At 44.0% G+C, this 22589-nt stretch carries 18 protein-coding genes; 8 read left to right on the plus strand and 10 right to left on the minus strand.

Annotated elements, in window-relative coordinates; genetic code table 11:
* The first annotated feature begins 42 nt into the window (after positions 1 to 42).
* From ACLD71_RS02175 to ACLD71_RS02185, 3 genes are all read left to right on the plus strand, one after another.
* A complete protein-coding gene (locus ACLD71_RS02175) occupies positions 43 to 963 on the plus strand; it encodes a hypothetical protein (protein WP_137673950.1) in 921 nt (306 codons plus the stop codon).
* A gap of 76 nt (positions 964 to 1039) precedes the next feature.
* Positions 1040 to 1582, plus strand: a complete 543-nt coding sequence (locus ACLD71_RS02180; RefSeq protein WP_137673949.1) for a YtfJ family protein — start codon at positions 1040 to 1042, stop codon at positions 1580 to 1582.
* A gap of 246 nt (positions 1583 to 1828) precedes the next feature.
* A complete protein-coding gene (locus ACLD71_RS02185; protein ID WP_411992740.1) occupies positions 1829 to 2650 on the plus strand; it encodes a TIGR03899 family protein in 822 nt (273 codons plus the stop codon).
* Between the two features lie 71 nt (positions 2651 to 2721).
* Here ACLD71_RS02185 and ACLD71_RS02190 read toward each other — a convergent pair whose 3' ends face one another.
* The 3 genes from ACLD71_RS02190 to ACLD71_RS02200 are packed head-to-tail and all read right to left on the minus strand — an operon-like array spanning position 2722 to position 6960.
* Positions 2722 to 3474 (minus strand): phosphoadenylyl-sulfate reductase, encoded by a 753-nt coding sequence (locus tag ACLD71_RS02190; RefSeq protein WP_137673947.1) that lies wholly within the window; start codon positions 3472 to 3474, stop codon positions 2722 to 2724.
* Complete coding sequence (gene cysI / locus ACLD71_RS02195) at positions 3467 to 5170, minus strand: assimilatory sulfite reductase (NADPH) hemoprotein subunit (RefSeq protein ID WP_137673946.1); 1704 nt, start codon at positions 5168 to 5170, stop codon at positions 3467 to 3469. Before cysI ends, ACLD71_RS02190 begins: the two co-directional genes overlap by 8 nt.
* Entirely contained in the window at positions 5170 to 6960 is a 1791-nt protein-coding gene (locus tag ACLD71_RS02200) for an assimilatory sulfite reductase (NADPH) flavoprotein subunit (RefSeq protein WP_411992743.1), read from the minus strand. Before ACLD71_RS02200 ends, cysI begins: the two co-directional genes overlap by 1 nt.
* Positions 6961 to 7175: 215 nt before the next feature.
* Here ACLD71_RS02200 and ACLD71_RS02205 point away from each other — a divergent pair, with 215 nt between their 5' ends.
* The 5 genes from ACLD71_RS02205 (at position 7176) to ACLD71_RS02225 (ending at position 13555) form a co-directional block, all read left to right on the plus strand.
* Positions 7176 to 8984: a sensor histidine kinase gene (locus tag ACLD71_RS02205; protein ID WP_411992745.1), complete on the plus strand. Its 1809-nt coding sequence runs from the start codon at positions 7176 to 7178 to the stop codon at positions 8982 to 8984.
* A 9-nt stretch (positions 8985 to 8993) separates the two neighbouring features.
* Positions 8994 to 10334 (plus strand): sigma-54-dependent transcriptional regulator, encoded by a 1341-nt coding sequence (locus ACLD71_RS02210; RefSeq protein WP_411992747.1) that lies wholly within the window; start codon positions 8994 to 8996, stop codon positions 10332 to 10334.
* 199 nt (positions 10335 to 10533) lie between these two features.
* Positions 10534 to 11514: a TRAP transporter substrate-binding protein gene (locus ACLD71_RS02215; protein ID WP_411992748.1), complete on the plus strand. Its 981-nt coding sequence runs from the start codon at positions 10534 to 10536 to the stop codon at positions 11512 to 11514.
* An 82-nt stretch (positions 11515 to 11596) separates the two neighbouring features.
* Positions 11597 to 12133 carry a TRAP transporter small permease gene (locus ACLD71_RS02220; RefSeq protein WP_411992750.1) on the plus strand — a complete coding sequence of 179 codons (537 nt, stop codon included), beginning with the start codon at positions 11597 to 11599 and terminating at the stop codon, positions 12131 to 12133.
* A gap of 24 nt (positions 12134 to 12157) precedes the next feature.
* Complete coding sequence (locus ACLD71_RS02225; protein WP_137673940.1) at positions 12158 to 13555, plus strand: TRAP transporter large permease; 1398 nt, start codon at positions 12158 to 12160, stop codon at positions 13553 to 13555.
* A 67-nt stretch (positions 13556 to 13622) separates the two neighbouring features.
* On the opposite strand, the gene ACLD71_RS02230 is transcribed toward ACLD71_RS02225, so the two are convergent.
* The 7 genes from ACLD71_RS02230 to ACLD71_RS02260 form a co-directional block, all read right to left on the minus strand.
* Positions 13623 to 14069: an acyl-CoA thioesterase gene (locus ACLD71_RS02230; protein ID WP_137673939.1), complete on the minus strand. Its 447-nt coding sequence runs from the start codon at positions 14067 to 14069 to the stop codon at positions 13623 to 13625.
* A gap of 67 nt (positions 14070 to 14136) precedes the next feature.
* Positions 14137 to 15483 carry a PEP-CTERM-box response regulator transcription factor gene (gene prsR, locus ACLD71_RS02235; protein WP_137673938.1) on the minus strand — a complete coding sequence of 449 codons (1347 nt, stop codon included), beginning with the start codon at positions 15481 to 15483 and terminating at the stop codon, positions 14137 to 14139.
* Positions 15484 to 15524: 41 nt separating this feature from the next.
* Positions 15525 to 17564: an XrtA/PEP-CTERM system histidine kinase PrsK gene (prsK, locus tag ACLD71_RS02240; protein WP_411992753.1), complete on the minus strand. Its 2040-nt coding sequence runs from the start codon at positions 17562 to 17564 to the stop codon at positions 15525 to 15527.
* A gap of 54 nt (positions 17565 to 17618) precedes the next feature.
* Positions 17619 to 18689, minus strand: a complete 1071-nt coding sequence (locus ACLD71_RS02245; RefSeq protein WP_411992755.1) for an XrtA/PEP-CTERM system-associated ATPase — start codon at positions 18687 to 18689, stop codon at positions 17619 to 17621.
* 2 nt (positions 18690 to 18691) lie between these two features.
* Positions 18692 to 20179, minus strand: coding sequence for a TIGR03016 family PEP-CTERM system-associated outer membrane protein (locus ACLD71_RS02250; protein ID WP_411992757.1), 1488 nt, complete (start codon positions 20177 to 20179; stop codon positions 18692 to 18694).
* Positions 20133 to 21029, minus strand: a complete 897-nt coding sequence (locus tag ACLD71_RS02255) for an XrtA-associated tyrosine autokinase (RefSeq protein ID WP_411992758.1) — start codon at positions 21027 to 21029, stop codon at positions 20133 to 20135. Before ACLD71_RS02255 ends, ACLD71_RS02250 begins: the two co-directional genes overlap by 47 nt.
* The gene (locus tag ACLD71_RS02260; protein ID WP_303554020.1) at positions 21026 to 22588 is read right to left on the minus strand and encodes an XrtA system polysaccharide chain length determinant; all 1563 of its coding nucleotides are present in this window, start codon (positions 22586 to 22588) and stop codon (positions 21026 to 21028) included. The genes ACLD71_RS02255 and ACLD71_RS02260 overlap by 4 nt, the downstream gene beginning before the upstream one ends.
* Position 22589: the final 1 nt, after the last annotated feature.

The following is a 22589-nucleotide window of genomic DNA, read 5'->3' on the forward strand; positions in this document are numbered from 1 at the left end:
CTATTTACTTAAGGTATAGCTAAATGGTACTGAGAGGCGTTTATGATTCGTTCTGCAGGCTTATTCGTAATATGTTTAAGCAATTTACTATTTAGCAATCAATCTCTTAGTATCACAACACCCGGCGAGATTAACGATAATACTTTTTATGGTGAATGGCAGTGGGCTGATACTCATGGCGACTCTCAGCAGCTGCAACTGCAATTTTCAGAAGAATTAATTAACCAGTCTGAAGTGGAAACCTTTCGCATCAGCTATAGCTTAACTTACCCCTCACAAGCGATTAGCGCCTACTTAAGCCCTCGCTTAGAGCATGCAGTATCGATGATTAACCAATACGTCGATGACCCTGAAACACGCCTAGATGACATTTTAGAAGCGCTACGCAGTGATAATGGAAGCCCTTCATCTAAAATGCTTTGGGACGCATATGAGCAATACACTCAAGACGCTTTTCGCCACTTAAGTCTACTTCCTTGTTTACATCCTCAAGGCGCGCAATACCCCTGCGTACGCCCTAACTACTCACAGCTTTTTTATCAAAATAGATCGCGAGTCAATCCGCTAATCGAGCATTTTCAGCAACAACAAGATCTCAATCGTTCCTTGGCTGAAGTGCAAGCTTGGCTGCTCACTATTCCAACCAAACAAGAAAACAACTACAGCTTCACTTCTCCGGTGGATGTACTTAAAGATAATCGCGCAGACAGTGACGAACGCGCGTTATTGTTAGCTCTGGTTCTTAGCGAGTTAGCCCCCAATCACCCTATATATATGGTCTACCCCGCTGATAGCGTAGGTAGCGCCTCTCCGGCTTGGCTGACGATTGATGCCAGTAGTGGTATTGAAGGACCAACAATAATGATTGATGAACATCCCCACACGCTAGTTTCAGGCTCTTCAGAACTCATAAAAGAGATGTTGCTCGCAGATGTGCAATTGATAAGCGATGCACTCTATTAACCAATGTTAGTTTTTTGTTATAAATGTTTCACACAGGTCTGACCTGATTAGTGCTGCTAACCACAAGGAATTCGACGTGAAACATTTTTTATTACTATTAAGTTTGCTACCTGCCTGGGCGATGGCGCTCAATATCAATCCTGGTAATTCTGTGCCCAATATCAACATCGACAATGCGGGAGAGTTACAGCTGACTGGAGGTGATATCAGCTATAGCCCTTGGAGCACCCAACAGCTAAATGGCAAAGTACGCCTTATCCAGGCAATGGCCGGGCGCACCAGCGCCAAAGAACTTAACGCGCCAATGATTGAAGCAGTAAAACAAGCTAAATTCGGTAACGATACCTACCAAACGGTTACCATCGTTAACTTAGATGATGCCATTTTTGGTACCTCTGGATTTGTAACAGGCAAAATGAAAACCAATAAAAAGAGTTTTCCTAAAGCCAGCTTTGTTATAGACAAAAAAGGCGATTTATTTGATCTGTGGAAAATTAAAGCGAAGTCTTCAGCCATTATATTGTTAAATGCAGAAGGCGAAGTATTGTTTGCTAAAGATGGCGAGCTAAACCAGCAGGAAATTGACCAAGTGATAGGCTTAATTAAAGCCAATATCTAAACTCAAAAAAATAGGCGTAAGTTATTTACGCCTATTCAAACATTGTCATAAGTACCAGTAGACTGACCACATACACGCTCATTAACACTGTTAATAGCTTATGTTGCTTTGTCCATACGGTAAGGTTTTTTAACACAGCTACCTCCCAATCAGCCAATTAACCTAAATTTAACACTTTTAACAATGAATGCAAACTTGCTTTATCAATGAATCCCCAGTAAAAATGAGCAATCGAGGGAGTATTTCATGTCTGACAAGCCAATCATTGAGAACAAAAACAGCCAAGTAGAGAACACTGCGTTGCAGTTAGCTAAATTAGCTAAACAACGAGGTTTAGATGCATTACTACAAAAAGACAAAGTGCCGTCTACTTGGTCACAGCGAGCTCAGGCTCGAGCTATCGTTGAAAAAGCAACTCAACAACAAAACTTAGAAAAAATCATTTATTTCTCTGCCCAGAAAACCAGCGAGCAAGATGCGGGTAGCGAACCCGATGCTGATTGGATGACTGAATTTTTGCACTTGGCCAGTAATACTCAAGTGAAATCGATGCAAATGTTATGGGCAGACATACTGAGTCAAGAACTCTCCACTCCTGGAAGCTTCTCGGTAAAAGCCTTACGTACTTTAAAACTGATGACACAGCGCGAAGCCAAGTGGTTTCAGTCAGCGTGTGAGTTAAGTTCAACGATAGGTGGGGAAGCAAACAACAAGATTATTACCGGTATCGTCCGTCCTGCCAGTAATTTAGGTTTAGTAAGAGCAAAGCTAGATAAAATCAGCTTAGGCCAGCACCGTATGCCTTATCACCACATCCTGCAACTCACCGAACTAGGGTTGTTATTTGATAGGGAGCTGGAAATACGCCCTTCCGCTCATCACGATACGCCATTAATTCATGGTGAAGCCCACTATAGCCTAAGACCGCGATTTAAAGGCTGTAAGCTGATTTACCATCGTTTTACACCAATTGGTGATGAGCTAGCTCAATTAATTAAAAAGCAAGCTCTGTCGTCTTATCAAGAGCAATTGGAACAATTGCTACACAATTACTTTGAGCGCAACTAAGCTCTGTAGAAATAAAATCAGCACTTATAAAAAACGCGGCTTAAGCCGCGTTTTTTTGTATTGGTAGCCGTTTAAATACCGCTTCCAGCCACCTCTTCGTGAATGCCACATTCACGCTTCAAGCCAAAGAAGCGAGTATCTTCTTCTGTCATGCCCGCTTGCAACGGCTGCGAAGTTTGCACATCACCCACCGATACATAACCTTCTTCCCATAAAGGGTGGTAAGGCAAGTTGTGCTCTTTTAAGTAGTAGTGCACGTCTTTATTGGTCCAATCAATAATCGGCAGTACTTTGAAGGCACCATTTTGAATCTGCAATACTGGCAAATCAGTACGGGTTGAAGACTGACTTCGACGCAAGCCAGAGAACCAGCTCTTCACTTCTAGCTCTTTAAAAGCACGTTGCATAGGTTCAACCTTGTTTAAGGTATTGTATTGCTTTAAACCTTCTACGCCTTGCTCCCAAAGCTTGCCAAAGCGCGCCTCTTGCCAAGCATTTGATTGCTGCGACTTATACACCTTCAAATTAAGGTTTAAGCGGCTAGCCAGCTCATCAATAAAACGATAGGTCTCAGGAAACAAATAGCCTGTATCGGTTAAAACAACCGGAATATCAGGTTTAATCTGAGTCAGCATATGCAAACTCACCGCAGCTTGAATACCAAAACTAGAGGTTAACACCACCTGTTGTGGCAGATTATCTAAGGCCCAAGCAGCGCGCTGTTGAGCAGTCATGCCCTCAAGCTCTTTGTTTACATCAGATAACTCAGCAATACGCGCTTCTACAGGAAGCGCAGCCAATTGCTCTAAATCGAAGTTAGTCATGAAAATCCCTAACGCTTACTTTTACTTCAGCGACAATACCTACACGAATAACAAAGTCACCAAAAGCTTCATCTTGCTCACGTTCCTTAGACCAGCGCGCTATTAATCCGTCAAATTCAGACAAGATTTCTTGCTCACCAATACCCTCTAAATAGAGTTTTGGAATACGTGTTCCGCTTTGGTTACCACCTAAATATAAATTGTACTTACCAGGGCCTTTGCCCACTAAGCCTGCTTCGGCCAACATAGAACGACCACAACCGTTAGGACAGCCAGTAACCCGCAGAATGATGTGTTCTTCACTCATATCATGCTTAGCCAGCAATTGCTCTACGTCATCAACCAAACCTGGTAGGTAACGCTCAGCTTCTGCCATTGCTAAGGGACAGGTAGGAAATGCCACACAAGCCATTGAGTTGAAACGCTGTGGGCTATGACCATCGTCAATTAAGCCATGTTGGCGAGCCAGTTTTTCAACTTTGGCTTTATCTTTAGCAGCAACGCCGGCCACGACCAAATTTTGATTCGCTGTCATGCGGAAATCCCCTTTATGGATCTCAGCAATTTTCGCTACGCCTGTTTTTAAGGCTTTTTCTGGGTAATCTAACAAGCGACCATTTTCAATAAATAGGGTTAAATGGTGTTTACCATCAATGCCTTCTACCCAACCGATACGATCACCACGAGAAGTAAACTCATAAGCACGGCTCTCTTCAAATGCTATCCCGGCGCGCTTTTCCACTTCTTGCTTGAAGGTATCAATACCGACTCTATCAAGGGTGTACTTGGTTTTAGCATTTTTACGGTTAACTCGGTTACCCCAATCGCGCTGAGTCGTCACTACTGCAGCAGCTACGTCTAAAGTTTTGTCTAAAGGCACAAAACCAAAATCATCAGCACGGCGCGGGTAAGTAGACTTATCGCCATGAGTCATGGCTAAGCCACCGCCCACCAGCACGTTAAAGCCAACCAATTTACCATTGTCGGCAATGGCCACAAAGTTAAGATCGTTTGCGTGCACATCAATATCATTACTCGGCGGAATCACTACCGTGGTTTTAAATTTACGCGGTAAGTAATTTGAACCTAAAATGGGCTCTTCTTCGCCACCTTCGACTTTTTCGCCGTCTAACCAAATCTCAGCATAGGCGCGAGTTTTAGGCAGTAAGTGTTCACTAATTTTAGTGGCCCATTCGTAAGCTTCTTGGTGCAGCTCAGACTCAACTGGGTTGCTGGTACATAGTACGTTTCGGTTAACATCACCGGCAGTAGCGATAGAATCAATACCGATGCTGTTCAGCGTTTGGTGCATTAATTTAATATTCGGTTTTAATACACCATGAAACTGAAAAGTTTGACGGGTAGTTAAGCGAATACTGCCATACATGGTGTGGTCTGCGGCGAACTTATCAATGGCTAACCATTGTTTTGGCTGAATAATGCCACCCGGCATACGAGCCCGTAACATGACATTATGCAGTGGCTCTAATTTTTGTTTAGTACGCTCTGCTCGAATGTCGCGGTCATCTTGTTGATACATACCGTGAAAACGAATTAACTGGAAGTTATCTGCTGTAAATCCACCGGTGATACGGTCACCTAGGTCAGCTTCAATAGTGCCACGCAAAAGGTTACTTTCTCGCTTTAGGCGCTCATTATCCGACAACTTGCCTTCAACAATTAGATCCGAACTCATTAGTAAACATCCTTTTGGTAACGCTTAGCACTGCGTAACTGTTTTAAATACTCTTCTGCTTGCTCTGGGCTTTTAGCGCCCTGCTCTGCAATAATCTCTAAGAGAGCTTGGTGAACATCTTTCGCCATGCGATTTGCATCACCACAAATGTAGAGGTACGCCCCTTCTTCTAGCCATTGATAAACCTCAGCGGCGTTTTCTTTCAAGCGGTCTTGAACGTAGATTTTTTCAGCTTGGTCACGCGAGAACGCCACATCTAACTTGGTTAACAAGCCAGACTTTAAGTAACCCTGCCATTCTGTTTGGTACAAAAAGTCTTGAGTAAAGGTTTGGTCACCAAACAACAACCAGTTTTTGCCTTCAGCATCGCTGGCGTCACGCTGTTGTAAAAATGCGCGGAACGGGGCAATACCGGTACCAGGCCCCACCATAATCACTGGGGTATCTGAGTTGCTCGGCAGGCGGAAGTTGTCATTGTGTTCAACAAACACTTTTACCTGTGCGCCTTCTTCAGCACGCGCGCCTAAAAAGCCTGATGCTCCGCCTAAGCGCTGTTCATCACCTTTTTGGTAGCTCACTACACCCACTGTTAAATGTACTTCTTCTTCCACTTCGGCTTGGGCAGATGCAATAGAATACAAACGTGGCGTTAACTTGCGTAGCGCGTCTACAAAATCTTGAGCACTTACCTTGGCTTTTTTCTCTAGCAATACATCAATTACCTGATGATTAGCCGCATACTCACGTAGCTTATCTTTATCAGCAATCACTGTTTGCAATTTCTTGCTAGCAGACCAATTAGCCCATGCTTCTACAAAAGCACCGCTAGTTTGGGTAATTTCTAGTTTCTCGGCCAAGGCCTCAACCAGTGTGAGTTGCTGGTCATCAAGGCTAACCGTTTCATCGGCCGCTAAGCCAAGGCGAGCAATAATTTGTTCAACTAACAACTTATCATTTTCAAACCATACACCGAGTGCATCACCCGCTTGATATTGGATTCCTGACTCGCCCAAATCAATTTCTACATGACGAACATCTTTAGCTGAATCTCTACCAGTAATTTTTTGGCTTAAGCTTAACTCTGCTGCATAAGGGTTCTTTTTATTGAACTGGCTGGCTGCAGGTGCATTCACTGGCAAGCTAACTACCGAACCACTTGGCTCTGCACTTAAGGTTTGCTTAATTTCATCTAATGCTTTTAAGGTCCAAGCGTCGGCATCTTTGTCGTAATCAACGTCACAATCAACACGCTCAGCGACACGCTCGGCACCTAAGGCGGCTAAACGTTCGTCAAAATCTTTACCGGTTTGACAGAAAAACTCGTAACTAGAGTCACCTAACGCTAAAACGCTGTATTTTAGGTTATCTAGTTTTGGTGCTTTTTTAGAAGCTAAGAACTCATGAAACTCAATCGCGTCATCAGGTGGCTCGCCTTCGCCATTGGTGCTAGCAACAATCAATAAGTGAGTTTCATTTTTCAAGCTTTTCGCTTTGTAGTCAGCCACGTTAACGAGCTCAGCATTAATGTCTTTTGCTAGCGCTGCAGCCTTCAATTCTTCAGCGACACCCTTGGCATTACCCGTTTGCGAAGCATACAAAATAGTGAGTTTGCCAGCAGGTTGTGCTGAGGCCAACGGAGCAATTTGCCCGGCTGTTTGTCCGACACCGGCAAGGTAACCACTTACCCATGCCAGCTGAGTTACCGATAGCTCTGCCGTAGCCTGTTGCAGCAGGCTAACCTGTTGCTCAGACAGTGGGCTAGCCAATGACGAAAGTTCCTTTAACAACATTTTTTATCGCACCCTAGAATCACAATTGCAGCTAGTCTACCCAAGCTTGAGTCACCACAATAAAGAATAAAACGGGATTTTTTATAACCGTAGGTAATATACGGCCTTATTCAGCTGCCATTTTCGCTCACAATTTACACTATGTGACTGAACAATCAGCATTATGCTGAAATCTTTTATAAGCTAATGTTATTGAATGAGTGGATTGGCTTGCTATGGAACAGCGTCTGAAAAACGAACTCTCCTTAGGACAAAAGCTAGTATTGTTACTAGGCTGGTTAACGCTTATGCTGCTTGCTGGTGTTACCGCTCAATATCAAGCGAAACAGCAACAACAACGCCAATTACTCGAAGAAAGCCAGCGCTTACAACGCAGTATTCAACACGAGCTGGACCGCTTTAGAAACTTTCCTAAAGTACTTGCCATACAACAGCAGCTTATTGAGCCGCTGAGCCTTAATTTGAGTAGCCAACGCCGCCAAGCTCTTAACCTATATTTACAGCAAGTTAATCAGCTGCAAGGCAGCGATGTCACCTACTTATTAGACCCTTCCGGCACCACGTTAGCTTCTAGCAATTGGCAAAGTGCCCGCTCATTTGTAGGCAGTAGTTATAGCTACCGCCCCTATTTTCAAACTGCTATTTTAGGCAAGTACGGTCAGTATTTTGCGCTTGGCTCTCGCTCTGGCGTTCGCGGTTACTACTTCTCTGCACCGGTCATGCTTAAGCAGCGGGTCATTGGTGTATTGGTTGTGAAGGTCGCCCTCAATATCATTGACAAGAGTTGGCGAGACCCTAATTTCGAATACCTGCTTACCGACAAACACGGCGTGGTGTTTTATGCCTCCCAAACTCATTGGTTATACAACAGCATAAAACCGTTGCCGGAATCACTGCGCCAACAGCTTATTAACTCACGCCAGTACGGTGATAATAAGCTGCCAAATATGGCTGAAAACTTACATGAAAGCAGTATTAACTTGCCGGACTACAGCGGCCAACAGATAGACTACAACAGTATTACTCGAGTATTACCCACGGCCGGCTGGCGCTTATATGCCTTGTCGGAAGATAGAGGCTATAGCAGCGACATTGGCGAAGCGTTGTTCTTAAGTTCGCTATTCTATTTGGGTTTGGTATTGCTTTATTTATACTGGCGTCAGCTGCAAGCTAGGCGCCAATTACAAACTGAAATAAATCAAGAATTAGAAACCCGTGTTCAGCTGCGTACTGCAGAGCTCACCAGCAGTAACCGCCAATTACAGCAGGCCATTGACGATTATCAACGTACCGCTAGCACGCTAAAGAAAACCGAAGATGAACTGGTGCAAACGGCTAAGTTAGCTACCTTGGGAGAGCTTTCGGCGGGTATTAATCATGAATTAAACCAGCCACTTACCGCTATGCAAAGTTACGCCGAGAATGCCTTGCGCTTTCAAGAAAAGCAGCAGCATCAGCAAGTCACCAACAATCTACAAGATATTCTTAAGCTCACCTTAATGATGAGCAAAATGATTGCTAAGTTTAAGATCTTCTCCCGTAAATCCCAAGGCCAAACCAGTGCGGTGTCTAGTGCGGTATCCATTAATGCGGCCTTATCCATTTTGGCCAATCGAATTGTTTCCAATCAAATAAAAATTGAATTTAGCGGCCAAAACCAACAGTGGGTTAAAGCCGATGCCATTCAACTAGAACAGGTGCTTATCAACCTCATCAACAATGCCATCGATGCCTTAGAAAACATTCAGCAGGCGCGTTTGGGGATCCGCCAATATCAAGAAGGTGACTGGCAATGCATTGCTATTTGGGACAATGGTCCAATGCTGAACCATGAGCAGCTCAAACGTATTTTTGAGCCTTTTTTCACCACCAAAAAACAAGGCCTGGGTTTAGGCATGGCCATATCGAAACGATTAATCGAATCTTTTGATGGTGAACTTAGCGTACGTAACTTACCAGGTATAGGCCCCGAGTTTGTCGTCCGTTTGCGCGCTCAAACGCCGCCAGCCACTAATCAACTATAAGAGGTGAGAGTGTATACCCCAGTCATAATTATCGATGATGACCCAGATATTTTACGCTCGTTAAAGCAAACCTTAGAGCTAGAAGACTACGAATGCTTAAGCTTTGAAAATGCAGAACAAGCACTAAGGCAAATAAAGCGTACTTGGCCAGGGGTTATTATCTCTGACATCAATATGCCTGGTTTGAGTGGACTAGAAATGATGCAACGGGCTCATCAAATTGATGCCGATTTACCCATCATCTTGCTCACCGGTCATGGCGATATATCAATGGCTATCAAAGCCATTCGTGATGGTGCTTACGACTTTTTAGAAAAACCTTTCTCCACTAGCCACCTATTAGAAGTGCTGCAACGGGCCTTAGAAAAACGCCGGCTGACCCTAGAGAACCGCGAACTAAAAGCTGAGCTAGATGCGCAAAGTGGCCCAGGCCCGCGCATTTTGGGCTCTACCCCCTCGATAGTTCGACTGCGTAAAATACTCAGTCACATTAAAGATACGCCCGCAGACGTATTAATTAATGGCGAAACAGGTACCGGTAAAGAGTTAATTGCGCGTTTCTTACATGACCACAGCGTTAGAGCCAAACACCCTTTTGTGGCCATTAACTGTGGGGCGATTCCCGAAACCATGATCGAAAGTGAGTTGTTTGGCCACGAAGCGGGGGCATTTACTGGTGCTCAAAAGAAACGGATAGGTAAGATTGCCTTTGCCAATAACGGCACACTATTTCTAGACGAAATAGAAAGCATGCCAATGGCTTTGCAGATAAAGCTATTGCGGGTGCTAGAAGAACGTAGTGTAGAGCCACTGGGCAGTAATCAAGCCACGCAGCTTAACTTGCGAGTCATTGCCGCCACCAAAAGTGATTTAAAAACCTTAGGTGAGCAAGGTGAATTTCGCAGCGATCTTTACTACCGACTCAATGTAGTAGAAGTGCAGATCCCACCGCTTAGGGAGCGTGGTGAAGATATTCCCTTATTGCTAGAGAATTTTCTCCGGGTTGCCGCCGCGCGCTATCAACTGAATAGCCCTGAAATAAGCCCACAACGACTGTCTGAGCTAATTCACCATGATTGGCCAGGCAATGTGCGAGAATTAAGAAACCTCGCCGAGAGGTGGGTGCTTATGGGCGAAGATGCAGCATTTAACGAAGCTAATAATGATCAACAAAGTTTAAATCTTGCAGAGCAGCTATTCCGCTTTGAGCGCACCTTATTACAAGACGCTTTGCAGCGCCATAAAGGCCAATTAAAAGTGGTTCAAGAAGAGCTACAAATAGGCCGTAAAACCCTTTATGAAAAGATGAAAAAATACCAACTAGAGAAAGGCGATTTTAAAGAAGATTAATGGGTCACTTTCCCCCCATTAGCTAAAATGCCTTGGGGGGATATCCCCCCATATTTTTAGCCACAAATACTCAGCCACCCGAAAATCCGCTAATTAACCATTATATATCAATCTCTTAACAACACCCCTCATTCTTGGCTTGAGCTTTGCTATGAGCTGTAGCGTTGTAAGCAATTTACCCTACACAAGGATGATAAAAATGAAATTATTGGCAAGCACGCTCACAGCATTAAGTTTAGCTTTGGCTAGCGTAGTAAATGCAGCGCCTATTGAGCTTAAATTTTCACACGTAGTGGCAGAAAACACCCCCAAAGGCCAAATGGCCTTAAAGTTTAAAGAGTTAGTCGACCAACGTTTACCCGGTAAAGTAGAGGTGAAGGTTTACCCTAACTCGCAACTCTACGGTGACGGTAAAGAGCTAGAAGCCTTGTTACTGGGCGATGTTGAACTCATCTCTCCTTCTTTATCAAAATTTAAAAAATACACCAAGAAGCTACAAGTATTTGACCTTCCGTTCTTGTTCCAAGACATGGCTGCCGTTGAACGCTTTCAAGCCAGCGCAGAAGGCCAAGAGTTATTGTCATCTTTGGAAAGCAAAGGCCTTGTAGGTTTAGGTTACTTGCACAATGGCATGAAACAGTTATCGGCTAATGAACCGCTTTACACACCGGCAGATGCTAAGGGCAAGAAATTTAGAATTATGTCCTCAGATGTATTGGCAGCCCAATTTGAAGCAGTAGATGCCGTACCACTGAAAAAGCCTTTCTCGGAAGTATTTACCCTATTACAAACCCGTGCCATTGATGGTCAGGAGAACACTTGGTCGAATATCTATTCAAAAAAATTCTTTGAAGTGCAAGCCAGCATTACTGAATCTAACCACGGGGTATTGGATTATCTGATCGTTACATCTGCCGAATTTTGGCTTGAGTTACCTGACGATATTCGCACAGAGCTAAAAGCGGCGCTAGACGAAGCGGTTGCTCACGGTAACCAAATTGCGGCGCAAAAAGCGGATGAAGATAAGGCTAACATTATGGCCTCTAAACGCTCTGAAGTTATTTCTTTAAGCCCTGAACAACGCATGCAATGGGTAGAAGCTATGAAACCCGTTTGGCAGCAGTTTGAAGGTGAAATTGGCAAAAACATTATCGACGCTGCAGTAGCGGCTAACCAATAAAACGGCTTGCGCAGAGCCCCCTCGCTCTGCGCCCTTTCACCGTATACCCAAAAAGTATTCGGTGTACTGATAAGGATATCCCATGAAGTTTGTGATTTGGTTTCGACGCTTTGAAGAAAACTTCATTGCTTTTTTGTTAGTGACTATGACCCTGCTGGTATTTGTTGAAGTGATTATGCGCTTTGTTTTCAACGCTGGCATTCACTGGGTACAAGAGGTCACTCTCTATTGCTCGGCTTGGTTAGTGCTGCTTGGCGCTAGCTGGGGTGTGCGTGAAGGCGCCCACATTGGCGTAGACGCCTTTGTAAAGGTATTACCACCTACCCAACGAAAATGGCTCACCTTAGTCGCCCTAACCCTATGTTTATTTTACTGCTGCTTATTTATGTATGGCTCTTGGGTTTACCTCAGCAAGTTACAGCGCATAGCCATTGAAATGGAAGATTTGCCCATAGAGAAATGGAAGACCATGAGTGTGTTGTTTATCGGCTTTGTGTTGCTACTAATCCGCTTTTTAGAAGTGGGATGGAAAGTTGCGACGAATCAGCAAGATGGTTTCCACCTCGCCGATGAGGCCAAAGAAAGTATGCAATTGGCCGACGAACTAAAAAAACAATAAGCGCTTGCGGCAAAGGAACTGACCATGACTACCTTCACCTTATTTATCTTACTGTTTGTATGCATGATTATTGGTATGCCCATCGCTATTGCGCTTGGTTTTGCCAGTATGACCACCATACTATTATTTTCTAACGATTCATTAGCCTCGGTGGCGTTAAAACTATTTGAAGCCACTTCAGAGCACTACACCTTACTTGCTATCCCCTTCTTCATTTTATCTTCGGCGTTTTTATCTACAGGTGGGGTAGCTCGTAGACTGATTAATTTCGCCATGGACAGTGTTGGCCACATTCGCGGCGGCTTAGCCATGGCTTCAGTGCTGGCCTGTATGTTGTTTGCTGCGGTATCTGGCTCAAGCCCAGCAACAGTGGCAGCGATTGGCTCTATTGTTATCGCTGGCATGGTGCGCTCAGGCTACCCTGAATCACTAGCAGCAGGTGTTATCGCCAACGCCGGCACTTTGGGCATTCTAATTCCGCCCTCTATTGTAATGCTGGTTTACGCAGCGGCTACCGAAGTATCGGCCTCACGCATGTTTATGGCGGGTTTTATACCGGGCCTAATGATGGGCAGCATTTTAATGATAGCCATATACATTGTGGCCAGAATTAAAAACCTACCTGCTCAGGCTTACCCTGGTATTCGCCAATGGGGCATTTCTGCGCTTAAAGCGACCGGCGGCTTAATGCTGATTGTTATTGTACTTGGCTCAATTTATGGCGGTGTTGCTAGCCCCACCGAAGCAGCCTCGGTGGCGGCTATTTATGCTTTTTTAGTATCGGTATTTGGTTATAGAGATATTGGGCCAATCAAAGAACAAGCTTGGCGAAATCAAGGCGAAAGCATGATGGCAGCCACAAGCCGTAACTTGATGTTATTTCCAATCAGCATAGTCAAGTCTGTGACCGACCCAGAAGTGCGCCAAGTGATCAAAGATGCGGCAAAAGTCAGCATTATGCTGCTATTCATTATTGCCAATGCGATGTTGTTTGCTCACGTGCTTACTACCGAGCGCATCCCACACATGATTGCCGAATCGATTGTGGCTCATGGCCTACAACCTTGGGCGTTTTTGATAGTTGTAAATATTTTACTGCTGATTGCCGGTAACTTTATGGAGCCGTCGGCGATATTGCTGATTATGGCGCCAATACTGTTTCCCATTGCCACTCAGTTGGGCATCGATCCTATTCACTTAGGGATTATTATGGTGGTGAATATGGAGATTGGAATGTTGACACCCCCTGTTGGGCTCAATTTGTTTGTGACCGCGGGCATTACTGGCAAGAGTATGGGGTGGGTGATTAAGGCTTGTTTACCTTGGCTTAGTTTACTGCTGTTCTTCCTGATATTGATTACCTATATTCCGCAAATCTCCTTGTTCTTGCCTGAATATTTCGACCGAATAAATGGATATTAATTAACACACCAAACCAAACAAAAAGGCCTGCTAATGCAGGCCTTTTCTTTCTCACTAGTAAAATTAATTACACTTTTTCCATTCGGCGCTGACGCCTGCGCAAGGCATCACTAAAGCGGCGTTTTGCGACTTCGGTTGCCGGCTTTAATGGTGGAACTTCCGCAGAGTTGCCTTGGTCGTCTACAGCAACCATGGTAAAGAAACACGAATGCGTATGGCGAACGGTTTGTTCTTTTAGGTTTTTAGCTATTACCTTAATGCCAATTTCCATTGAGGTTCGACCGGTATAATTCACCGATGCAAGAAACGTTACAAACTCGCCAATTTCAACCGGGTTCTTAAATAGCACTTGGTCTACCGACAGCGTTACAGCGTAATTACCGCAATACTGAATGGCAGTGGTATAGGCCACTTCATCAAGCTTTTTCAACATGGCACCACCATGCATTTTACCCGAGAAATTGGCCATTTCTGGAGTCACTAATATATTCATTTCTGTTTGCGAATTGTCCATCAGGAGCCCAATTTTTTGTTGCGATAAGGCTGCTTAGCAGCCTTTAGTGTTGATGTTGTTTTATTAACTAGTCGGTTTTTAATCCGTACTTTTCTAATAAAGAATACAAGGTAGGTCGAGTTACGCCTAACAAGCCGGAGGTGTTAGAAATGTTCCCATTACTTAAGGCTAATGCTTTATTAATGGCTTGTTTCTCGGCGGCCTCACGCACGTGACGTAAGTTTAAGGCGAGCTTGATTTGCTCTTCATCGCCGATTGGCAAGGCTAAATCTTCCGCAGTGATTTGCTTGTTGTCTGCCATAATAACTGCAGACTTAATTTTGTTTTGTAGCTCTCGAATATTGCCAGGCCAGCGGTGACTGGTTAAAGCTGTAATGGCATCATCACTAAAGTTATTAATGTTACGCTGCATTTGCTTATTGTAGCTCTGCAAAAAAGCCCGCGCTAACAACACCACATCTTCTCCACGCTCACGCAATGGTGGAATATTGATGGTGATTTCACTGATTCGATAAAACAAATCTTCGCGGAACTCTTTTTGCTCAACCATGTTCTGCAAGTTTTGGTGGGTTGCGCAAACGATTTTCACATCCACCGGGATCTCTTTACGCCCACCAACTCGCTCTACAATTTTTTCCTGTAGGAAACGTAAAATTTTAGCTTGTAAGGGATATGGCATATCACCAATTTCATCGAGAAATAAGGTGCCGCCGTTGGCGCACTCAATCTTTCCTTCAGTGGTTTTATGCGCCCCAGTAAAGGCCCCTTTTTCAAATCCAAACAATTCACTTTCTAGCAAATTTTCTGGAATAGATGCACAATTAATGGCAATAAATGGTTGGTCTTTACGAGGGCTTTGCTGATGAATAGCTCGCGCAAGAACTTCTTTTCCGGTACCACTTTCACCTAGCAACAAGGTAGTGACCTCAGTAGGGGCGATACGCTCTACCATACGGCACACTTTTTGAACCTCTGGCGAGTTCCCTAAAAAGCCATTGTTATCTAAAGAAGCACCTTTTAGCGCTTCATTCTCTAGCTCAATATTGGCAACCCAAAAGGCGCGAGCGATAATAACCGAGAGGGTATCGTCATCAATCGGCTTTTGATAAAAATCATGCGCGCCCATAGCAATAGCGCTAAGCGCGTTGTCTTTCTCTTCGTTGCCGGTGATCACTATAACTTTAAGCTTAGGGTTTAGCTCAAGCATTTCTTTGAGAGTTGCTAAACCCTCACTGGCGTTGGCTTCATCTGGTGGTAAACCAAGATCTAAGGTTACCACTTTAGGTTCGTAACGTCTTAATGCGGTGATCGCTTCTTTACGATCACCAGCAATAATCACTTGGTAGTCGCTAAAGCTCCATTTCAACTGTTTTTGAATACCAGGGTCGTCTTCAACAACCAGTAACGTTTCCATGTTTATCTCATCCGTTTACGCAAGCTCACAGCAACTGCCAGCTAAATTTTATGAATTGGTAGAAACAAGCGGAATAAACTTCCCTCGCCTACATGACTCTTAACCTGTATATGCCCACCCAGTTCTTCAACAAAGCGTTTTGCATCATAGGCGCCTACACCCATGCCTGCATTACCCTTGGTGGTATCAAATGGCTTGAATAAGCGCGTATCAATAAACTCTACGCTCATCCCTTCGCCGTTATCTTCAACCTCTACGATGCAATCTTTGTCCTGAGAGCTCGCTTTAATCATGATCTCGCCAGAGGCTTGAGTAGCGTCTTGAGCATTTTGTACTAAATGAGAAAGCACATTAATAAAACGCTCTTGGTCGCCAACTAACTCAAAGTCGTCTTCTAAAGAAAAACGTAACTGCGGCTTAGGTTGGCCCATTGAACGCGACTCTACGACCTGCTGCAGTGCCTTTTTTAATAAAAAGGGAGCGACCACAGTATCTACCCGTTGCTTTTTACTTAAATGCGCCACTACTTTAGCTAAACGATTTGCCGCCGAATCTACGGTTTCGAATGCGTCATCAATAAACTCTGGGTTATGTTTATGTTTAATAGCGTTTTTAGACATTAACTGCAACTGCGCCAACACGTTCTTTAGATCGTGAACCAAATAAGCCGACATGCGATTAAAGGTATCAAACTGCTGACTTTCGGCTAGCGCTAAGTTAGAGCGATGCAAATTTAGGAATACTGCTAACTGGCGGCTAATCGCGCGCATTAAGTCTCGGTCTTCCCAGTTAACGCTGTGGATAGCGGTAGGTGATGACAATAGAATTACACCTTTAAACCCTTCACCAGTGCTAGTGGGAACCAAATAACTAAACTTACTGACTTGTTGCAGCATCTTAGAGGAAACCGTAAACGGTACAACGCTAGAGTCTTCTTTCAATTCGTCTATATCAATGATCCATTGATGTTCAATCGCTTGGAAGGCCAAGTGCTCTAAACACAGTAAAACTTGTGGGTCATCATCTGCGACGTTATAGCAAGATTTCACCGTGAAACGACCGTTCTCAATAATTGCCAAGCTAGCAAATTGGCAGTCAAATGGTTGGTTAATGGCTTTTAGTGCAATGTTATAAGGTGATACACCGTCTTCTTCCAGAACGGCGGCAAACTTCATCCACTCTTCGCGGTACTCATATTTATTAGCAAAGAAATGTTTAGTAATTTGCACCTTAAGCTGCTTACGCAAACGCTCAGATAGAAACAAACTCACCAGTATCAGGGCACTTAAAGCAAAGAAACCATTTTGTGCCATGCTTCCCCAATCACCACCCGCATAGCGAATGTAATAGCCCACAAGCGCCATCATGAGTAAGTAACCACCAGCCACTAGCAGTAAGGTACTGTGGTAGATAACATCACGAGAAACGTAGATCTTGGTAGACCAACGCTTAATTCTACGCGCGCTTAATAGCACTAATGGGGCTGCGAGAACGGCAACAAAACCACGCAAACTCCAAAAATCAAAAGAAATCCCTGATGTGATCAGTGCATTCGCATATAAGGCAAAATCAAAAGCAAACATGCCACCAAGGCCTAAACACATTGGTTTAATGGTTGGGCGCGCGTTGACTTCAATCCTGCGGTAAAGCTGCTCTATTAGCCATAAGCCAATAACGGTTTGCGCTAACTGAGTAACCAACCAAAGCTGATTTAACGGTAGGTTGCTAATCGCCACGAAGAGTTGCAAGCAAGCGGTAATGAGTAGCCCGAGAAGAACACCTTTTCTGCGCCATGGGCCGTTAAGCAAGTTAGTTAGCTCAAAGCGAGGAGCTATGGTGGCGTAAAGCAGTAGAAACCATAAACCATTACGAATAGTTTCAACCGCATAAAAGTAGCCTAAGGGGAAGGCGAACCGAATTTGACTGGCACCAACGGCGGCCCAAAGCAGAGTAAAAAATACCACCCAGCTGAGAGCTTTACGTTGAAAACCGCTTTGTACGGTCGTTAACAGCAACAAGCTAAACAGCAAATACACCACTGCAGCTATGCTGTATCCCAATAATCCAACAATAATACTCAAATGAGATCTTCCATGTATTAACTAGGGAGTATTTATAAAAGCGTGCGGCTTTGCCTAATTGTTTTCGCTTAAGTCAACGATTTCTTTGCGCTTCTTTTCGATCATTTTATCTAAGTAGCGAATGATTTTTATCTTTCGCAGCACCACTTCTTCAAGGTAACTAGACACATCCAATAGGTTGGCTTTAATTTGATTGTCACTAAGCACTGCACCGCGAGCCAGATTTTGCCCATCTATGGCGCTTTCATATTGGCGCCCGAGCACTTCGTCAATATCTGAAACACCCTGTTGTTCTGGCGTACCCTGTAGCGATCCAGAAAGCTCGCCCCCCATTTCTTCAATCACTGAAGCAACATCAGCATGCGAAATAGTATGGAGGTCTTCAAGAAAAGCATACAGGAACAAGCGATCTGCAAAAATGTTAATTTTCCGCGGAATCCCTTTGGTAAAGTCTGCAATTTGCTGAAAAATATCGTCATCTAATTTTGGGTTTTCGTTCCAGCCGACTTGTTTTAAGCGATGCAGAATATAACCTTGAGTTTGCTCCGCATCTAATGGCTGAAGGTGGCAAGAAGCTATAATTCGCTGCCTAAACTGCTCCATTTCAGGTAATTCAATAATCGGCTTAAGTTCTTCTTGCCCCAATAAAAAGCTTTGGAACAGGGGCTTATCATTGAGCTGAAAATTAGACAGCATTCGCAGCTCTTCTACTGTTTCAGCAGGCAGATTTTGAGCTTCATCCACCACCAATAGAGCACGTTTTCCTTGTTTGTTTAGGGTTAATAAGTATTGCTCAAAACGTTTAAGAATATCGGCCTTATTGAGCCCTTCTACGTCAATATTAAACTGTGCGGCAACTAAGCGTACTAACTCGTCTGGGTTAAGCTTGGTCGTGGCAATTTGCGCGGCAACAATCGAGTCATCAATTGAGGCCAGTAAACTACGGGCGATGGTGGTTTTACCGGTACCAATTGGCCCAGTGACAACAATAAAGCCCTCTCCTTGCGAAAGGCCATAACGTAGATAAGACACTGCGCGGTCATGGTGCGGGCTAGCAAAGAAAAATTTAGGGTCTGGGCTAAGCTTAAATGGTTTATCACTTAAGCCAAAAAAAGATTCATACATGCTTAAAACTGCTTAGTCGCGTTAATCGATACTCGGTTTTCGTCATAGTTTCTACCTGCAGTATTTGAGCTACGATGGGTATATTGGTAGCGGTACGTGAGAAAGAAACCCTCGATAAGGTCTTGATTTAAAGACAAATCATAGCGGCTATATTTATCAATTTGGTCGGTGCCGTTAAGGCGATCAAATGTATAATGATCGTAATCAAACCCAAAGGCTATGGTCAAATTACGACTAAGCTTGTGGTCAAGGCCAATACCGCCACCGTAGGTAATGTCTTTAATAAAGTCACTATCACTGCGCAAGCCTTCGCGAGTTTGATGACGCAATTCGACATCGATGCCTGACCGACGTAAATTTAAATCAGTGTTCCAGCGAAATGTTTTATCTAACTTTTGCTCTTCTACGCTATCACCTTCTACAAAGAAACGGCGATCAAAACTGGTTGGCTCTTCAATGTAGCTAATGTCTGTTGTTACGCGGCGTTTTTTGTGGTTAAAAGTGAACTCATAAGCGTTGCCGTAAAAGCGTTTGCTGTACTCGAAAAACAGCTTAGTTCGACGGTTAGGCTCCAAGTTTAGCGCAGTGCCTACGTAATCATCGTTTTTATCTTTATCTAAGGAAAAGTTATAGCTGAGTTCTAAGTAACTTAAGCGTGAGCGAAAATAGCGAATAGCCGGGCCCCAGCTTTCAGATTCACCGACTTTTTCAGAAGAACTCACGCCTTCTAGGTAGCTTTCTGCGTAATAACGGATAAATGGGCTGAAGCCAGAACGCTGTTGCAGACCAAACTCACCTTTATACTTTACGTTTTCCGTTTCTTTAGAGTTACCGCGAGCTTCGCGTTTGATATAACTCGAATCCACTAACCAGAAAACAGTATTAACCTTTTGGCCATTCTTAAACAGCAAAGAGCCGTCAAAATCATTATTGTTACCACGGTCATCTTCGTAACGATATAAACTTGCACCCGCTCGAGCGCTTAGATCTATCCATTTACGGCGATTGGACTGGTAACTCAGGCCTAAACCTAGCTCACTACCTTGAATTAAATCCCCAGAGATAATATCTGTAATAGCATTACTGCTTACTTCTGCTGGCAAAATATCAATCGATGCAATCGCATCAACGCTAAAACCTGATTTACCTAATTTTTTGTCGGCAGCAAAATCCAACTCATGGTAGAGCTGGTTTTTGTTTGAATCATAGGAATGGTAGGTTTGACGAGCTTGATAGTCTAAGGACATTTCTCCGTCTTTACCGATAACTTCAGATACGATGCCTGCAGACAAAATACCGATTTCGCCAGCTTCAGGAGACTCTTCACTTAAACCCGCATTGTCGGTATAAACTAACTCGGCACCAATTTCAGGGCGAAACTGCACTTCAGCAGCATAAGCTGAAGTAGGCAGTCCTAAAGCGATAGCAAGCGCAAGAACAACACTAGGCGCTGCGTTCTTCCTCATATCCATAGCCGTATCCGTAGCCATAACCGTAAGTCCCTGTTTTTCCGTGCACTGCTTTATTTAATACGTAACCAATCGCCAGCTCTTCACTAAACTGCGATACCGCTGATTTAATTGCCGCCATTTTGGTACTATCTTGCTCTACCACTACCACTGCCTGACCAATAAAGTTAGACAACACAACGGTTTCATTCACGCCTAATACTGGTGGGCTATCAAACAATACAACGCGATCCGAATAACGGCTATTCAGCTCTTGAGTCAGAGAGCGCATTTTTTCACTCGCTAACAATTCGTTGCTCAAGTGATGCGGCATGCCGGCAGGCATAATTCTTAAATTAGGAATATTGGTGTGATAAATCACATCAGCAACATCATTGGTTTGCCCTAGCAAATACTCCATTAAGCCCATGTGCTGGCCAATACCTAAGGTTTTACTCACCGTCGGTTTAAGCACATCGGAGTCAATTAACAACACCGTTTTATCTTTTTCTAAGGCTAAGCTAAGCGCTAGGTTAATTGAGGTGAAAGTTTTACCTTCACCTGGGTTAGCGCTAGTCACCATTATCAGGTTACTTTTGTTTTGTGGGATTAACCCCGGCTCAAAAGCATTTTTAAGCAGCTTACGCTTAATACCGCGATACTCGTCGCTAAGCATTCTGGTTTCGCGAGAGCGAATGTCAGATAACATACCCAAACGTTTCAGTACTGCTGAATCAATTTGTAGAACCTGTTTATCAACTCTTTTGCTTGGAGTTGTCGCGGCCTCAGTTCCAGGAACTGCAGCTTGCTCTGCTGCAGGGACATCAATTGGTGCTTGATTGGCTTGGGCTTGCTTTGCAAGCTTACCCATTGCTTTTTCTATCGTGCTCATAGCAAACCTACTCCACCTAACCCTGCAATAATCTTATTGTGTAATCCGGGTAGCAAATTAATCACCATAAACCCTACAAAGCCACATAACAAAACGGTATTTGATAAAACAAATAGCCGCATTTTGCGCTTTTCTATTTTCATCAACCCAGAACTTTCAGTCGCCGAAACCACACCCAGCACAGGATAGCCAGTTTGCTGATATAACTGTTGTAGGCTTGATACCACAGGATTTATTTGGCTAAACGCAAACGACATACCACCGCCAACCGCGAGAGCAAAAATCAATACTCCAGCAATTAATAAGGGTCGCTTTGGCCCAGAAGGAACAAGAGGTACACGCGGCGCATCAATCACTCTAAACTTAATGTCATCGGTTGTTTTACCGGCGCTTTGTGAAATTTGCGCGCTCTCTCTACGAGACAAGAGATCTTCATATTTCGATTTAGTGATTTCGTAATTACGGTTTAGGCCGGTTAACTTCGCTTCAACATCAGGCACCTGACGCAGCTGTTCTTGCAAAGTATCTACTTTCTCGGCATGACGTTCTTCACGCACTTTTAGCGAAGCCACTTCATTCTCTAGCTGGCTCACCGTAATTTTTAAGTCTTGGTAAATGACCGACTCGGAAGCGATAGCGGCAGGTGTTTTAGCTGTAGTAATCGCATTATCTTTTTGCTTCTGCAAAGATTCAATCTGGCGCTGAACCTCTACCACATCAGGGTGGCGCTCTGTATAGCGCAGCAGCAAATCATCTAAACGCGTTTGCATTGAGATAATGCGGTCATCAAACTCAGTGCGAACTCTGGCTGTTTGCTGTGACGCTAACAACTCTTCGCTAGCCAATTGAGAACGTGCTGACACCAATTTGGTTTCAGCTTCACTTAGCTCCAAACGGGTTTCTTCAAGCAGCTTTTTAACCCCTTCCAAGTTACTATAATAAGTTGACTCTTTACCGGGTAAAAATGCAGTGTATTCTTGTTTGAATGACGCCAAGCGCTTTTCTGCTTCAATTAGGCGTGTTTCATATTCTTCAATTTGCTGATTAATAAACGAATTAGCGGTATCAGTATCTTGTCGCTTTTCTCCAAGAGTATTTTCAACAAAGACATCAAGCGCTGCTTGCACAACATCGCGTACATATTGCGGAGAGTCGGCCACGAAAGTAATAGTATAAAGATTCTCTCGGCGGGTTTTATCGATGTCGATCTTTTCTTTCAAATTATCTAATAGCTCATCGTACTCAGCGCTATTGTTAACTCGAACGTCAGCATCACTCGCCCGAGCAATCTTCTCTAGGTTGTTACGACTCAGTAAGGTTTTAACAATCATCGCCAGTTCCTGACTAGGATCGGTCTGAATGGCTAAACCTTTCAACAGAGGTTGCAACAACGAACGAGTGTCTGCGTAGACCCTAGCCTCAGCAGTATATTGATTTGGCATCAATGTTACCGCTATCCAACCAATTGGGCAGATGATCCACAAAGCGATTAAAATATAACGGCGTTTTAACCATACCCCTCGCAGGTATTGCAAAAAATCCTCAATTAACTCTTGCATT

This window comes from Agarivorans sp. DSG3-1 (assembly GCF_046774965.1).
Lineage (GTDB): Bacteria > Pseudomonadota > Gammaproteobacteria > Enterobacterales > Celerinatantimonadaceae > Agarivorans.